This window comes from Paraburkholderia sp. 2C (assembly GCF_054589215.1).
This window is the reverse complement of the sequence record NZ_BAAILL010000036.1, coordinates 837,937-853,064: the sequence shown is the minus strand read 5'-3', so window position 1 is coordinate 853,064 and position 15,128 is coordinate 837,937. Positions and strand designations below refer to the sequence as shown.

Below are 15,128 nucleotides of genomic sequence, written 5' to 3'. Positions count from 1 at the left end.
CACTGGGAGATTCGCATGAAACACGGTGTGATTCATCTCGGGCAGCCGTCGCCGATCGTTCGCGATGGCGGCGGCAGCGGTGACGGCTACTCGCAATACGATCCGACCTACGACCCGCTCGTTTCGCCGGGGCCGGGGCAGGGCAAGCAGTATGCACCGACGTATTGGGCCGCGACGGCCGGCGCTGCGCCGCCCGACGATGGGCCGGTCGCGCGCGATATGGATGTGGACGTGGCGATTATCGGCGGCGGTTATACGGGGCTGTGCACGGCGCTTTTTCTGGCTCGCGAACACGGCATACGCGCCGTCGTGCTCGAGGCGAACCGTATCAGCTGGGGCTGCAGCAGCCGCAACGGCGGGCAGGGGCAGAACGCGTCGGGGCGACTCTCGCGTTCGCAGTGGATCGAACGCTGGGGCAAGGATGTCGCGCTCAAAATGCACGACGAGATTCGCGAGGGCTTCGAGACCTTCAAGTCGCTTGTGGCGTCGATCGATTGCGATCCGCAGCCGGGCGGCCATTTTCTGATCGCGCACCGGCCGCGCATCATGGAAAAGCTCGCGGCCGAAGCGAAGGTCTGGAAGGATGTGTTCGGCTACCCGTCCGAATTGCTTGGCGCCGATGCGTTTCGCCGTGACCATGTGAACGATGCCGAGGCGGCGGGCGCGCTGCACGAGCCCGAAGGCATCGGCATTCATCCGCTCAAGCTCGCCTATGGTTATTTGCGGCTGGCGCGCGAAGCGGGGGCGAAGGTGCATACGGCGAGTCCCGTCATCGGGTGGGAGACGGTGGGCAATGTGCATCATCTGCGCACGCCGGGCGGCATCGTGCGCGCGCGTGCGGTCGGTATTGCGACGGGCGCTTACACGGCACCGGGTCTGCATCCTTCGCTGCACAACAAGGTGATGCCGATCCTGTCGAACTCGATGGTCACGCGGCCTCTTACGGCGTCCGAACTGGACGCGTGCAGCTTTCGCACGACCCAGGTGCTGACCGATACGCGCACGCTGCGTTTCTATTACCGCAAGCTGCCGGACAACCGCGTGCAGATCGGCAGCCGCAGCGCGATTACGGGCCGCGACGCGCCGCATCCGCGGCACTTCGAACTGCTGATGCACGGGTTGCAGCGCAAGTTTCCGGCGCTGCAGGGCATCGGCGTCGACTATTCGTGGTGGGGCTGGGTCGATGTCAGTCACGACATGATGCCGCGCGTGTTTCAGCCCGATCCGCGGCAGTCGGTGTATTACGCGCTCGGTTATGGCGGCAACGGGGTGTCGTATTCGTCGCAGGCCGGGCGGCGTCTTGCGGAGCGAATAGCAGGCAAGGGCGCGCAGCAGACCCTGCCGATTTTCACGTCACCGCTGCCGCCGCATCTGTTCGCGCCGTTCAGGCGTGTCGGGCAGCGCATGTTGTATCACTGGTATTTCATGCGGGACGAGAAGCGATAGAGGGATGACGGGCGTGAATGCGTCGTGCGAGTTGCGTGCGGCGGCGGTAGCGTTTCGGCTCCGTCGCGTTCCCGTATTCCATCAAGGCGTGCCAGGGCATGATTTCAAAGGGTCTCAAAGGGTTTCAAAGATCATTTGGGTCCTATTGCCGCTTTCGATGTACGCACTGTATGTCACCGTGTCGACGCGGCGCGGACGGATACCGTCGCGTCGATGTGGCCAGAACCAGCGGACAGGCTGGCGAGCAAACGGCGCCGGCGGGTCTATTCCGGCCGCTCCGAGGCGAGCGCGGCGGTGCGCTCATCAGCCGCCTTCAGGTGATCGAGTACTTGCTCGCAGTCGCTCGGAAACAGGCAGGCCAACGCGTACTCACTGACAACTACGCCGTGACCTCGCGGCAGCATATCCAGAATCCCTGGAAACTTCTCGCGAATGATGAGTCCGAGGCAGCCCAACGCGGACAACACGACGGCAGAAAACGCCACCTTCTCGAGAACTCGATAGTTCAACTCCATGATTGCGCCCCTCGTATCAGTTGCATCAAATTCATGAAGACAGGATGTGAGGCAGGCGCGCGGGGCAGCAATAAGCGTCGTGCGCAGAGAGGTAGCAGGCGAAATTTTCCCGAAACCGCGTTATTACCATAGCCTTTCGGCTTTCGGGTTGTCAAAGGGAAGTTGAGTAAGGGCGGCGTCTGCAGCAGTACATCCGTCTATGCGTTGAATAACTCGCTGCGCGCCGCGTCCATGATCATCGCGACAGCGGGATGACTGATGCGACGCTCAATCGAGATCGCGAAGAATTCTTCGACAATGGTGCTGATCTGTCCAACCATTGTCAGTTTGTGCTCCGCCTGCAACTGGCTGTCCAGCACGGTGGGTGCAAACAGCACGCCGCGCCCTTCGCGACCGAACGCCATGGTCATCGCGCCATCGTCGAATTCGCCGACGATATGCGGCGCAATGGCATGCAAGGCCAACCAGTGGTCCAGCTTGCGACGCACAGCGGAGTCGGTACCGGGTAACAATACCGGCACCTGACCGAGCAGTTTTGGGAAGCCTGGTTGGTTGCCTTGCATCAGCGCGTGTGCGCCAAAACAGCCTAGCGACGAGCGGCCGAGCCGGTGATTGAACGCCTTGATGTTCACGTCGGCGGGAATCGGCGCATCGGCGATGATCAGATCGAGCCGGTGCACCGCCAGTTGCGCGAGCAGCGCATGCAGCTTGCCCTCGTGACAGATCATGCGCAGCGACACCGAGGCGCCCAGCGCCGGTTCGAGGAGCCGGTAAGCAATGGCCTTCGGCACCGAATCCGCAATCCCCACGCGAAATCGCGTCTGAGCGCCGGATTCACTTTCGCGGCGCACCGCACTTTCGAGTTCTGAGCCCAACGAGAAGATCTCGTCTGCGTAGCCGAGCGTCAGGCGGCCCACATCGGTCAGTTCGAGCGTGCGCCCATTTTTCCTGAACAGCTTCTTGTCCAGCGCTTCCTCGAGCAGCTTGATCTGGCCACTGAGCGTCTGGGGCGAGATGTGCAACTGCTCGCCGGCGCGGGCGATTCCTCCTGCGTGCGCGGCCACCCAGAAGTAATGCAAATGCTTAAAGTTCACGCGACCTCCCTTGATGAACTAAAGCTACGGTTTTTCCGGACGATTGACAACAAAAATACGAATTTTATGTTCTGTCGGGTTCAGTTAGATTCAGATATCGCGTCCGGACGCCAGCGGGCGCTAACGACAGCAGGGAGGTGACATATGGCATCCGTTGGGCAATTCCTTCGTTCAAAACTTTCGCAGACAGTGTGGTCTACGCAGGCATCCACATCGGTTTACGACGCGATTGCGACCATGGCGCACCGGCACGTCGGAGCGCTGATCGTCGTGCATGAAGGGCGCCTGGCCGGCATCGTCACCGAGCGCGATTACGCCCGGAAAATCGTCCTGATGGACCGTTCGTCGCGGAATACGCGGGTATGCGAAATCATGTCGCCGACGGTCCGCTACGTCAGCCCGCAGCAGACAACCGACGAATGCATGGCGCTGATGACCGAGCACCGGATACGTTATCTGCCCGTGATCATGGCAGGGGAGGTGATCGGGATGGTGTCGATCGGCGACCTCGTCAAGAACCAGATCGCCGAGCAGGAGCACACGATCCAGCAACTGGTGCGCTACATTCACGGCGACGGCTCTCAGGGCGGCCACAGCGAATGGAAGACGCGATCGGCGTCACGTTCGATCAGTCAATAAGTTTGCGATCCGAATTGTTGTCGCGTGGCTGTGCAACGCGCGTGATGACGAAAGTATCTTGAATCAACTGAGGAGGCTTCTTATGTTCAAGCAATTCATCAATCAGGTTCGGCATGCGGCCGGTGCGATAGCGCGCGGAACCGCGGCGTTCGGTCTGGCAGGCCTGCTTGCTCTCGGCGCGATCGCCTCGAACGATGCCGAAGCGAAGCGGGTAGGCGGTAGCCAAAGTATCGGGCGTCAGACGCAAGCGGCGCCGCAGTCCGGGCAGGCGCAACGAAGCCAGCAAGCCCAGCCTGCGCAGCAGGCCGCGCAGTCGCCTGCCGCAGCGGCGGGCAACCGCTGGATGGGTCCGCTCGCAGGTCTTGCCGCCGGTCTCGGCATTGCGGCGTTGCTGTCGTCGTTTGGTCTCGGTGACGAGCTCGCGCAAATGCTGTCGAACGCGCTGCTCATCGGGTTGGTGATCTTTGGCGGCATGCTGCTGTATCGCTTCATCGCCAACCGGCGTCGTCCGGATTTCGCTTATGGACAGGGGGCGGCGGGCCGCCAGCAGACGAACGGCTCGCCATTCCTGAATCGGATCGGGCAACAGCGTCCCGAAGCGAATCCTGGTGGCTGGGGATGCCCGGCAGTAGGGGCGGCTGCAGCTGCGGGAGCGGTGACAGCAGCGGACCTCTCGTCAAAGGCTGATCAGGCCGCGTTTCTGGTTTCGGCGAAAGACATGTTTATGCGTCTTCAGAGCGCATGGGACCGGAACGAGCAGGGTGACATGTTCGAGTTGACGACGCCGGAGATGTTCATGCGGCTCAAGCAGGACCTTGAAGCGCGCGGCCGCGAGCGAAGCGTAACGGACGTCACGCGACTCGACGCCGAGGTGCTGTCCACCGAACGCAATGTGGACGAGACGCTGGTAAGCGTGCGCTTTCACGGTCAAATCCGGGAGGATGACAATCAGACCGCAGAGCCATTCCAGGAGATCTGGAATTTGGTGAAGGGCACGCACGGCGATCAGACGTGGCGACTGGCCGGGATTCAGCAAATGAACGGCTAAGAGGGACCGCTAGAGAAGGGGCACGACCGGCAGCGGCGGCTGCCGGCTGTTGCGTTAAGCATTGCTGCAGTTTCTCGTCGGCGCGCCTGTTCGCCGCGCTTATTCAGCCGGCGGGAGACCTGGGAATAAAACGCGCATTGCTGCTCCTCTAGATGAATCCTGCAGTAATGCTGGTGCTTTCGGTCTTTCAATCTTTTGTTTTGATCTCCCCAGCCTGGTACGGTATCCGATGGATTTTCTCAACCCAGGAGCCCCTCCAAGAACAGACACATTCCTCCGGGGATACGGAAGAAGGCAACTCGCATGCGTGGTGCATGACCCCTCTCGTCCTGTCCGTGGGCGTTACATTGGTTGGCTCAATTTTGGCCTGAGACAATCGACAGAGATTGACTGTCGGTGCGGGACCGGGACCAAGTGGTAGACCATAACGGCAACTTTGAGACGGTCGGCAATACCCCTTAGACAGTTGACGATTATCGCTCCCATACGCATACCGAACCGATGAGTACAATCGAACTGTTGAGACCCACAACAGCTTTGCTACCCAGCTATACGTCGGCCCTTGAGGCGGGATGGTCACCTGACAATGTTCGCAAGGAAGTCGCTGCGCGCGAACAGTTGCACGCGATCGCGCTGAACGCGGAGGAGTTTGTCAACGGGCTGGATGATCCTACGGCATCAGGCAGTCCGATTCCTTTGCCCGACGGCTCTACGGTCGCTCGCCTGCCAAGCATTGTACGGTGGATCTGGGACGGCGAGTTTAGCGGATCGATCGGATTTCGCTGGCAGGTCGGAACTGCCGAATTGCCGCCCTATGTACTCGGACATATCGGCTTTGCTGTCGTGCCCTGGAAGCGGGACAAGGGCTACGCCAGACAAGCGCTGAATCTGATGCTTTGTGAAGCGCGGCGACAAGGCATGCCCTACGTCAAGCTAACGGTTGATCCGGGAAATATAGCGTCGCAAAAGGTTATCTCTACGTGCAACGGGGTCTTGATCGAACGCTTTAGAAAGACGGCGGAATACGGATCCGCCGAGACGCTTCGCTACCGTATCGCGTTACTGGCCTGAAGAGCCTGTCGAACTCTGCGCGGCCAACATGGGACCTTCGACACAGAGATACGTAAATCGCCGACGATCCTACATACAACGGCACGCCAGGAGGGAAAACATGCTACCGCGCTCGGACGAAATACATATTGAATCGCCGCGACTCTTAATTCGGCCGTTCGCCGCTGGCGATGCTCAGGACACGTTTGGCTGCATTACCCCTTCACTCACGCGTTTCATGTCATGGGAGCCACCCGCCGATCGATCGGTATTTGATCAAATCTGGCGGCGTTGGCTCTCGACGATCGCCGACGGAACGGATTTCACGTTTGCGATCCGTCAACGGGACAACGGCAGCTTTGTTGGATTGACTGGCGTGCACAATGTCCGGATCGCAAGCGCGGAATTGGGCGTCTGGATTCGGGAAGATCTACACGCGCGAGGTTTCGGCCGTGAGGCTGTGAGCTTGGTGGCGAAATGGGCTAGCACGGCACTCGGCATCAGGAATTTCGCATACCCAGTGGCCGAGCAAAACTATCCAAGCCGTCGCATTGCCGAAGGTCTCGGCGGTGTTATAGAAGGTCGCCAGGAGACGCCAAAGTACCTGTCCGTCATGTATCGAATACCTGATCAATCGGCACGGTGAGTGCCGAAGATACAATCCGGACGGCCACGCTCGGGCCATGAGCAGACAGTCGACACACAACGTGAATCGTCGACAGGGCGGAAGAGACAGTGACCGAGAGGGGACACTGAGACTGCAAGTGAGACGACTGCCGCGCTACGCACTTCGAAATATCTCGCCGTGACAAGGCGACCAACACGTTGATTGATCCCTTAAGGGCGGTCTGTCGTCGGCCTATAGTGCAGGCGATGCTGTCTCACCTGACCGAGGACGGATGATACCTCGGTCCGAGCGACGGATAAAATCAGCGACTGAGCTTACTGCGGCGCGACCTTCCTTGCCTTCAATCTCGAGTTCGTCTAGCGCCGCAGCCGCTTCCTCAAGAGATAAGCCCTGCCGATAGAGAATCCTATAGGTGTTCCGCAACGCCGAGATAGTGCTGGCGGAAAAGCCGCGGCGACGCAATCCTTCGAGATTGATACCATGAGGTTCTGCCCGATTGCCGGCAGCCATGACAAACGGCGGCACGTCTTGAACGACGGCCGAGGCACCTCCGACAACACAGTGAGCCCCGATCCTCACGAACTGGTGTACAGCAGACACACCCATGAGAATTGCGTTGTCCTCGACCGCCACATGCCCAGCCAATTGTGCGCCGTTGGCCATGATCACTTTGCTACCAATCCGGCAATCGTGAGCGATATGTACGTAGGCCATAATCCAGTTGTCGTCACCGATTGTGGTGATGCCTGCGTCTTGAACAGTTCCTGTATGTACGGTTGTGAATTCACGAATGGTGTTTCGATTGCCGATGACAAGCCGCGTTTTTTCGCCCGCGTATTTCATGTCCTGAGGACGACCACCAATAGCCGCGTGGTGCCCAAGGCGATTCTCCTGTCCGATCGTGGTCAATCCTTCAATCACGGTATGCGACCCGACGACGGTGCCGGAGCCAATCGAGACATCTGCGCCTATTACGGAATAGGGACCGACTTCGACGGAGTCATCCAGTTCGGCGCCTTTCTCGACAACGGCTGTGGGGTGAATTCTTGTCATATAGCGCTGTCCGCTCAATTGACGACTTGTGCTCCAGACCGGCACAAGCAACGCAAGCAGACGCGATTCTAGTTCGAATATATTCGATGAGTGTTTTCAAGTATTACAGAAGATTCCGGTATGCGGATGTTTGCTCGGCCATTGAGTCGGCTCCGACCGCTAGAATCTCAGGGAGCAAAACATGCGAGCTGCATCGCATGTTACTCGTGACCTCTTGGGGCTTGCCTGTTCGGCTTCGGCGGTAGACATGAGCAGATACTTCCTGCACAAATTCGTTAGGGAGCGGGCCCCACGAGCGAATCCAGGCGAGGCATAGTTATCGAGGCTTGGTCGGTTATGAGGCATTAAGGCGGATGCAGCCGCGCAGCATTTTCTCGCAAGTACTTCTCTCTCACTTGCACGGGGATCGGATGAACTCACCAGCAGATAGCTTTTACGACAATATGGCTTCTTTCTATCATTTGATTTTTGGTGATTGGGAGCAGGCGATAGAGCGTCAACAGGCAATCCTTGCGCGACTTCTTCCGCCGCCCTCTACTGCCGGCGTGGTTCTTGATTGCGCCTGCGGGATTGGGACTCAAGCCATAGGCCTTGCACGCGCGGGCTATGACATCGAAGGGACGGATATATCGATACGGGAGATCGAACGGGCATCCCGCGAGTCGCTAACGCGAAAGCTCGACATCCAGTTTCGTATCGATGATATGCGGCTGCTTGCCACTTGCGAAGCCGGCAAGTATGGGGTGGTAATCGCTTTCGACAACGCAATCCCGCATCTCGACAGCGACGACGACGTGGCTCGAGCGTTTGCAGCAATGCGCAAGACCCTGCGATCGGGCGGGCACATCTTCGTGAGTTTGCGTGACTACGGTGCGCTAATGGCTCAACGACCCGCGGCGACACCACCTGCAATGTTCATGGACAGCGGTCTTCGGCGCATCGTCCATCAGGTCTGGGACTGGCACGATGATCGACGTTACTCGGTTCACCTCTACATCACTCTCCAGACAGGCGATGCTGACTGGAAGTCGCATCATTTTGTCGGTCACTATCGAGCTATCACGACTGACGAGATAGCGGCCCATATCTCGAACGCCGGATTTGAAGACGTTCGCATTCTCTCCCCGAAAGCTACCGGTTACTATCAACCAATCGTCACCGGGTCAATGGCCTAGTTGGTGCCCGATGACGCGGGTTCGGAGGTTGGCGTCCGGCGGTCGTCGGCCCGCTCCGCCTCATCGGTGTCGGCGATACGCGGCCACTCGAACTCCGCATGTGCGTCCCAGTGACGAAGCGCGGTTACGCGACCGTCCTCGAGGACAAATTCGAATGTGACATCCGGAAGCTCGGTGCTACGAAATTGCAGATTTTTCAAGGGTTTGAGGACATCGGCGGGCCCGCCCGGATCCGACAGTACGACATCGTTGTCCCGAGTCAGTTTGACGCCGATCTTCCTGCCGAGAGGCGTCTCGTATGTGCCAACCAGTTTTGCAACCAGGTTCAAATCGGGGACTATCGGCAAACGAACGAACACGGCTTCGACCTGATCAAGCAACATCGCTGCGCGGTCTATGTCGCCGAGCGTGCTGGTCAGGAAAGAAACCGACCATGCGCCGTCTTGCTCGTCATCAGGGGTATCGAAGCGGTCGTAGTGGAAGTGGTGAAGAGGCAGGTTGATATGACGGAAACGGAACTGAAGTTGCGTCCCGTCCATTGTGACATTCAACCGTCCGTACGCCGGATGCTCATATGAGCCGGCGTAGTCCGCGAGGTCATGTGACGGGCGCGTGTTCGGAACTCCACGCGATACGGAGCGTTCACGCGCTTCGCGCATCGTGGTTTTCGCCTTCAGGCAAAAGTCGCGCAAGCGCGCCGTCCAGTCCGTTGCTTCGAGACCAAGCGCTCGACCATAGATGTCGAAGCCGATTGCATTGCTTAGCGGCGCGCAATGGTCGCCAATCACGAACACCGAGACGCCGATCTTCTCTTTCACCAGGTACGACACCTGCGAATGAAACCCGCGCAGAGTACCGCCATGACTCGTCAACAGATGACCGCGAAACGCCGCCGTCATGCGCCCCATGCCATAGATGCCATTGAGGTCGGCTTCGAAGCCGAGCACGTCGCTCATTCCGTTCGGCCAAGGCAAGCCTGGAGCGAGCGTCGCTTCAAGGACGCTCGCAGGAATCAGCTTCCTGCCGTCGATCAGCCCGCCATTCATCAACATGATGGACCAGCGCGCCATGTCTTCGAGGCTCGCGACGATGCTGCCCGCCGGACTGCACTCGTCATCATTCGGCGCGGGCGGCTGCCAGAACTCATCGCTGTCGCGTCGTTCGGAGAACGGTAACGCGTAGTCCGCCTGGTCATCGGCTTTAGCGTCGCCGTACGTGAAGGCGGTTCGATGCATCCCAAGCGGCTCCAACATCTCGTCGCGAACGAATTGATGCCACGGCTTACCACTCATCAATTCGATGATATGGCCAACCGCTTCGTACATCATGTTGTTGTAGATGATTCGTGAACGGAGCGGAGCGATCGGCTTCATGAAGCGGATTCGCTCGAAGAGCTCTTTCGTGGAATACCCCGACTCGTACCAGATCATGTCATAGCGCGGCACGCCGGTTTTATGTCCGAGCATGTCGCGTAACGTAACCGCCGCATCAAGTGACCGGTCGTGAAATCGCAGGCTGGGTACTGCGTCACGAATCGGTTCATCGAAACTTAGCAGGCCGCGTTCGACCAGCAAACCTGCGGCGATTGCGACGAACAGTTTCGTGTTCGACGCAATCGGAAACAGCGTTCTGGAGGTAAACGGAAGTGCGTTTGCAACGTCGCGATGACCGTATCCACGCGTTAGCACCACGTCATTATTTTTGACGATGCTCACACCGATGCCCGGCACATGCCAGTCACGCACGAGCGTTCCCATATAAGCATCGAAATCACCCAAATCCAGTTCGCTCGATTTATTCAGCATCGAATCGTCCTTTTAATAGAAAGTGACTCGTCATGAAAGCAGAGTGCATTTCGGAAGGCGTGACGGCGGCTTCGGCGGCGATGATTCTAGCCAGGAAAATAAACCGGCGGCGCATGCATGCGCCACGTGCGAGGTGACGATATTCGCGACGCGGGCGCGCTGTATTTCGACACGTCCGGAAGCAGCCTTGACAGGCTGTGTCCGGCCGGAGGTCCGTTGTAGCCAACGCCACCCCTGCTAAAAGCTGCGCTTTTAGGGAGACGTATGAACATCGCCAATCGGTGATTTTGAACGGCCGTTATCGGCAAATGGAAAGGTCCCGAACGGGTCGTCGTGCTCCCGTTGTCGCTCTGCGAAATGCACGCGCTGCAAGAAAATTGCATCGGGCTCCGACGAGCCGGGGATACCTTCCGAGTGGATACACGTGTTGTAGCGCGCGCCCACAACTAGACAGTTTAACTTGCAAGTTAAACTGTCTTGATTTACGCTTCACGCATGGCCCGCTCCCGTGAATCCACTCCGCCGCTGGAATGCGTCGTCTCCGATCTGACACTGGCTGTCGGCCAGCTATTGCGTCGGCTGCGCAGCGCCAATCCCGGCGACCTGAACCTGTCGCAATCCAGCGTGCTCGCCCGGCTGGAACGTGAAGGCCCGATGACTACCGCAGATCTCGCGCGCGCTGAATTGATGAAGCCGCAGTCTATGAAAACCATTCTCGCGGGCCTCGAAGAAGAAGCGTGCGTCGAGCGTGAGCCGCATCCCACTGACGGTCGCCAGATCCTGTTCGCGATTACGCGCAAAGGGCTGAACGAACGCAAGCGACGCACGGCCGCCAAACGCGAGTGGCTGCTGGCGAAGCTCGAACAGTTCGACCCGCAGGACGTCGCGACGCTTGCGGCGGCCATTCCACTCATCAGGCGGCTCGGCGATTCCACGCTTCCCTAAGCTTTCCAGCTTCTCCGGCTTTCCTTGAAAGGACGAATCATGAGCTTCGTTGCGATCTTTTTCGCGGGTGCCTTCCTGTGCAACGCGATGCCGCATCTCGCCGCGGGTCTGCGCGGCGAAGTGTTTCCTTCCCCGTTCTCGACGCCGCATGGCAAGGGCCCGTCGTCGCCGCTGGTCAATTTCCTGTGGGGCCTGCTGAACGCACTGATCGGTCTTGCGCTGCTGGTTCACCATCCGTTCACGCCCGGCGTGAACGTCAATAGCGCCGCGCTGCTCGTCGGTGTGCTGGTCATGGGTGTTTTCACATCGGTTCATTTTGGCCGTGTGCGTCGCGAAGGTCTGTTTTGAGCGCGGCGCGACCCGATAAGCTCGATCCGCTGGTCTGGAAAATCACCACGGTCGCCGTACTCGGCTCGCTGCTCGCGCAGCTCGACGCGACTATCGTCAACGTGTCGCTGTCGAATCTCGCACAGGACCTCCACGCCACGTTGCCAGCCATTCAATGGGTGACGAGCGGGTATCTGCTCGCGCTCGCGCTGGTGCTGCCGCTCAATGGCTGGCTGATCGGACGGGTCGGCGGCAAGGCGCTCTACTTGTGGTGCTTCTCGTCATTCACGCTCAGTTCGCTGCTGTGCGGCCTCGCATGGTCGGCCGATGCGCTGATCGGCTTGCGCCTGTTGCAGGGCGCGAGCGGCGGTCTGCTCGCACCGATGGCGCAGCTAATGATGAGGCGCGCGGCGGGCAATCAGTTCACACGCGTGGCCGGCTACGCGACCGTGCCGATTCTGCTCGGGCCGTTGCTCGGTCCGGTGATTGCCGGCGTCATTCTTCGCCATGCGTCGTGGCGTTGGCTGTTTTTCGTCAACCTGCCGATCGGCGTGCTGGCGCTGGTGCTGTCGGTGCTGTTCCTGCCCGACGATCCTGAAGCGCGCGAGCCGCGCAAGCTGGATTGGCTTGGTCTGGTCCTGCTGTCGCCTGGACTCGCATTGATATTGTTCGGCGCGGAGCGGATCCGGGAACATGTGGGCATCGTTGCGATGGTTGCGGGCGTCGTGTTGCTTGTCGTGTTTTTGCGGGTGGAAGCGCGCAAGGCCGGGCGGGCTCTGATCGATCTGGGCCAGTTTCGCAACCGCACGTTCGCGGTGGCGGCCGTTGTGCAGTTCCTGTCGAACGGTGTGATGTTCGCGGGGCAGATGTTGATTCCGCTCTTTCTCATCCAGGCGTGCGGCCGTTCGCCCGCGGCGATGGGCTGGCTGCTCGCGCCGCTCGGTCTGGGGATGATGGTCGCGTTTCCGTCGCTCGGTCTTCTGACGGGGCGCTTCGGCGGCCGGGCGGTCGCGACCGGTGGCGCGTTACTGTCTTTTGCCGCGACGTTGATGCTGGCGTGGCTGGCCTCGCGTCCGCTGCAGGTCGCCATGCTCGCGCCGACGTTGTTCGTGCGCGGCGCCGGGCTCGGCGCGACGGCGCTGCCGGCGGTGTCAGCGGCCTACGCGTCGGTCGGGCAACGTAATCTGCCAATGGCGACCACGACGCTCAACATCCTGCAGCGGCTCGGTGGCCCGACCTTGACGACGCTCTGCGCGCTGGTGCTGGCGGAGTTGCTCGGCGCGCACCTCACGCTTGTTGGGCTGAACGCGTGGGAGGCAACGTTTCTGCTGCTCGCCATGCTGCATGCGCTGATGGCGGCGACGGCGGCGCGCTTGCCACGGCAGTGAGCACGCGTTGACGGGCGTTCTTTCGCATCTCGTGAAGCCTGTCAATTGCCGCGCCGCGCTGCCGCCGTGGCTGGGCAGCATCATGATTGGACGCTAGCCCGTCGATCGCCCTGTATGTCACTTCGGCCATCGCCAGGTCGGATCGGAGAGGTGCTCGGCGAAGTAATCGGACAGCGCCGCCACCTTCGCGGGCCGCGCGCGTGCCGATGGCGTGACGAAGTAAAGACCGCCCTTCGTTAGCGACCAGTCGGTCAGGATCGCCTCGAGACGGCCATCGGCCAAATATTCGCCGGCGATGAATTCGGGCAACTCAGCAATCGCGAGGCCATCGAGCAAGGTGGGCAACAGCGCATCGGCATTCGTCACGCGCAGCGGCTCGGTGGGCATGACCGGCTCCTCTTCGCCGGCGTCGTTTATGAAGCGCCACACATCGCTACGCGCGCGATACGCGTACGAGAGGCACGGGCGATCCACCAGCTCGCGCGGATGCTCAGGCCGCCCCTCACGCGCCAGATAGGCCGGCGACGCCACGACGAATTGCGTGACCGCGCACAACCGCCGCGCCACCAGCGACGAATCGGGCAGCGCGGCGATACGCAGCGCGGCGTCGAAGCCATCGCCGACCAGATCGACCGACGCATCCGACAGATGCAGGTCGATCGACACTTCCGGATACGCGCGGAAGAATCCCGGCAGCAACGGCGCGACCCAGCGCAGCCCGAACGACATCGGCACGGCCAGACGCACTAATCCGCGCGGCTGCACCGACATCTCGCGCGCGGCGCTTTCCGCCTCCTCAGCCTGCCGGTAGATCTCGCCGGCCTTCTCGCAGATGGTGCGGCCGAATTCGGTGAGCGCCAGCTGGCGCGACGTGCGGTTGAAAAGCCGGGCGCCCAGCCGGTCCTCCAGGCGGGCCACGCCGCGCGAAACCGTCGCCACCGACACGCCCATCGCGCGCGCCGCAGCCGCGAACGATCCTTCCTCGGCGACCTTCGCGAACATCGCGAGTCCTTCGAAATCAGGCAGCCTCGCCATTTACCCTCGAATCTTTTCATTTTTGCAACGTTTGATTGCAATCAATTCTATTTCGAAAAGACGGGGCCGTCGATATTCTCCTCACATCGCAGCACGCCACACCGAACCCAACATCCACTGAATCAAACGAGAGGAGCCCGTACCATGGCACGCAAACTCGACAACAAGATCGCACTCGTCACCGGCGCAACCAGCGGCATCGGTCTCGCCACCGCCCAACGTTTCGCCGCCGAAGGTGCGCATGTCTACCTGACGGGCCGCCGTCAGGCCGAACTCGACGCTGCCGTGAAGAGCATTCGCGAAGCGGGCGGCAAGGCAACCGGCGTGCGCGTCGATTCCACGAAACTGAACGAACTCGACGCGCTGTATGCGCAGATCCAGGAAGAACAGGGCCGTCTTGACGTGCTGTTAGCCAACGCCGGTGGCGGTTGGATGCTGCCGTTCGGCAGCATCACTGAAGCGCACTTCGACGACACCTTCAATCGCAACGTGAAGGGCGTGCTGTTCACGGTGCAAAAGGCGCTGCCGCTGCTCGCCAGCGGGGCGTCAGTGATTCTCACGGGTTCGACGGCAGGCAGCGCGGGCACGGCGGCATTCAGCGCGTATTCGGCTTCGAAGGCCGCGGTGCGCTCGTTCGCACGCAACTGGATTCTCGACCTCAAGGATCGCCAGATCCGCGTGAACACGATCAGCCCCGGCGCGACGCGCACGCCCGGCCTGCTCGACCTCGCCGGTAACGACGCCGCCCAGCGCCAGGGTCTTGCCGACTACCTGGCCGCGCAAATCCCGATGGGGCGTCTCGGCGACCCCAACGAAATCGCCAGCGCCGCGCTGTTTCTCGCCTCCGACGATGCGAGCTTCGTGAACGGCATCGAACTGTTCGTCGACGGCGGTCAACAGCAGATCTGAGCGTGGTTCCGGCGCATGCGCAGCGCGCTGGATACGATCGCGCTTCGCCCGCCCGGCACGATGGAACGGAC

15 protein-coding genes are annotated in these 15,128 nt (G+C 60.5%); 10 read left to right on the top strand and 5 right to left on the bottom strand.

Annotated elements, in window-relative coordinates; genetic code table 11:
* The first annotated feature begins 15 nt into the window (after window positions 1-15).
* Window positions 16-1,446: an NAD(P)/FAD-dependent oxidoreductase gene (locus ACYPXD_RS16520; protein ID WP_459713201.1), complete on the top strand. Its 1,431-nt coding sequence runs from the start codon at window positions 16-18 to the stop codon at window positions 1,444-1,446.
* Between the two features lie 263 nt (window positions 1,447-1,709).
* On the opposite strand, the gene ACYPXD_RS16515 is transcribed toward ACYPXD_RS16520, so the two are convergent.
* Both ACYPXD_RS16515 and nhaR read right to left on the bottom strand, forming a co-directional pair.
* Window positions 1,710-1,961, bottom strand: coding sequence for a hypothetical protein (locus ACYPXD_RS16515; protein WP_459713199.1), 252 nt, complete (start codon window positions 1,959-1,961; stop codon window positions 1,710-1,712).
* Window positions 1,962-2,158: 197 nt separating this feature from the next.
* Window positions 2,159-3,055: a transcriptional activator NhaR gene (gene nhaR, locus ACYPXD_RS16510; protein WP_459713197.1), complete on the bottom strand. Its 897-nt coding sequence runs from the start codon at window positions 3,053-3,055 to the stop codon at window positions 2,159-2,161.
* A 144-nt stretch (window positions 3,056-3,199) separates the two neighbouring features.
* On the opposite strand from nhaR, the gene ACYPXD_RS16505 reads away from it, so the two are divergent.
* The 4 genes from ACYPXD_RS16505 to ACYPXD_RS16490 all read left to right on the top strand — a co-directional run bounded on the left by ACYPXD_RS16505 (window position 3,200) and on the right by ACYPXD_RS16490 (window position 6,438).
* Window positions 3,200-3,694, top strand: coding sequence for a CBS domain-containing protein (locus ACYPXD_RS16505; RefSeq protein ID WP_459713193.1), 495 nt, complete (start codon window positions 3,200-3,202; stop codon window positions 3,692-3,694).
* 82 nt (window positions 3,695-3,776) lie between these two features.
* A complete protein-coding gene (locus ACYPXD_RS16500) occupies window positions 3,777-4,742 on the top strand; it encodes a Tim44 domain-containing protein (protein ID WP_459713191.1) in 966 nt (321 codons plus the stop codon).
* A gap of 501 nt (window positions 4,743-5,243) precedes the next feature.
* Window positions 5,244-5,813 carry a GNAT family N-acetyltransferase gene (locus ACYPXD_RS16495; protein WP_459713189.1) on the top strand — a complete coding sequence of 190 codons (570 nt, stop codon included), beginning with the start codon at window positions 5,244-5,246 and terminating at the stop codon, window positions 5,811-5,813.
* A gap of 100 nt (window positions 5,814-5,913) precedes the next feature.
* Complete coding sequence (locus ACYPXD_RS16490) at window positions 5,914-6,438, top strand: GNAT family N-acetyltransferase (protein WP_459713187.1); 525 nt, start codon at window positions 5,914-5,916, stop codon at window positions 6,436-6,438.
* 213 nt (window positions 6,439-6,651) lie between these two features.
* Here the strand turns inward: ACYPXD_RS16490 and lpxA are convergent, their stop codons facing one another.
* Complete coding sequence (gene lpxA, locus ACYPXD_RS16485) at window positions 6,652-7,473, bottom strand: acyl-ACP--UDP-N-acetylglucosamine O-acyltransferase (RefSeq protein WP_459713185.1); 822 nt, start codon at window positions 7,471-7,473, stop codon at window positions 6,652-6,654.
* A 410-nt stretch (window positions 7,474-7,883) separates the two neighbouring features.
* Between lpxA and ACYPXD_RS16480 the strand changes: the two genes are divergently transcribed.
* Window positions 7,884-8,648, top strand: a complete 765-nt coding sequence (locus ACYPXD_RS16480; RefSeq protein ID WP_459713183.1) for a class I SAM-dependent methyltransferase — start codon at window positions 7,884-7,886, stop codon at window positions 8,646-8,648.
* Here the strand turns inward: ACYPXD_RS16480 and ACYPXD_RS16475 are convergent.
* Window positions 8,645-10,453 carry a serine hydrolase gene (locus ACYPXD_RS16475; RefSeq protein ID WP_459713181.1) on the bottom strand — a complete coding sequence of 603 codons (1,809 nt, stop codon included), beginning with the start codon at window positions 10,451-10,453 and terminating at the stop codon, window positions 8,645-8,647. The two genes, ACYPXD_RS16480 and ACYPXD_RS16475, sit on opposite strands and share 4 nt — an antisense overlap.
* Window positions 10,454-10,948: 495 nt before the next feature.
* Between ACYPXD_RS16475 and ACYPXD_RS16470 the strand changes: the two genes are divergently transcribed.
* Genes ACYPXD_RS16470 through ACYPXD_RS16460 form a run of 3 tightly spaced genes read left to right on the top strand, consistent with a single transcriptional unit; the run spans window position 10,949 to window position 13,113 of the window.
* Entirely contained in the window at window positions 10,949-11,398 is a 450-nt protein-coding gene (locus ACYPXD_RS16470; protein WP_459713178.1) for a MarR family winged helix-turn-helix transcriptional regulator, read from the top strand.
* A 39-nt stretch (window positions 11,399-11,437) separates the two neighbouring features.
* Window positions 11,438-11,746: a hypothetical protein gene (locus tag ACYPXD_RS16465; protein ID WP_459713175.1), complete on the top strand. Its 309-nt coding sequence runs from the start codon at window positions 11,438-11,440 to the stop codon at window positions 11,744-11,746.
* Window positions 11,743-13,113, top strand: a complete 1,371-nt coding sequence (locus ACYPXD_RS16460) for a DHA2 family efflux MFS transporter permease subunit (protein ID WP_459713173.1) — start codon at window positions 11,743-11,745, stop codon at window positions 13,111-13,113. Before ACYPXD_RS16465 ends, ACYPXD_RS16460 begins: the two co-directional genes overlap by 4 nt.
* Window positions 13,114-13,230: 117 nt before the next feature.
* On the opposite strand, the gene ACYPXD_RS16455 is transcribed toward ACYPXD_RS16460, so the two are convergent.
* The gene (locus tag ACYPXD_RS16455; RefSeq protein ID WP_459713171.1) at window positions 13,231-14,148 is read right to left on the bottom strand and encodes a LysR family transcriptional regulator; all 918 of its coding nucleotides are present in this window, start codon (window positions 14,146-14,148) and stop codon (window positions 13,231-13,233) included.
* Window positions 14,149-14,292: 144 nt separating this feature from the next.
* Here ACYPXD_RS16455 and ACYPXD_RS16450 point away from each other — a divergent pair, with 144 nt between their 5' ends.
* A complete protein-coding gene (locus ACYPXD_RS16450) occupies window positions 14,293-15,057 on the top strand; it encodes an SDR family NAD(P)-dependent oxidoreductase (RefSeq protein WP_459713169.1) in 765 nt (254 codons plus the stop codon).
* The last annotated feature ends 71 nt before the right edge of the window (window positions 15,058-15,128 follow it).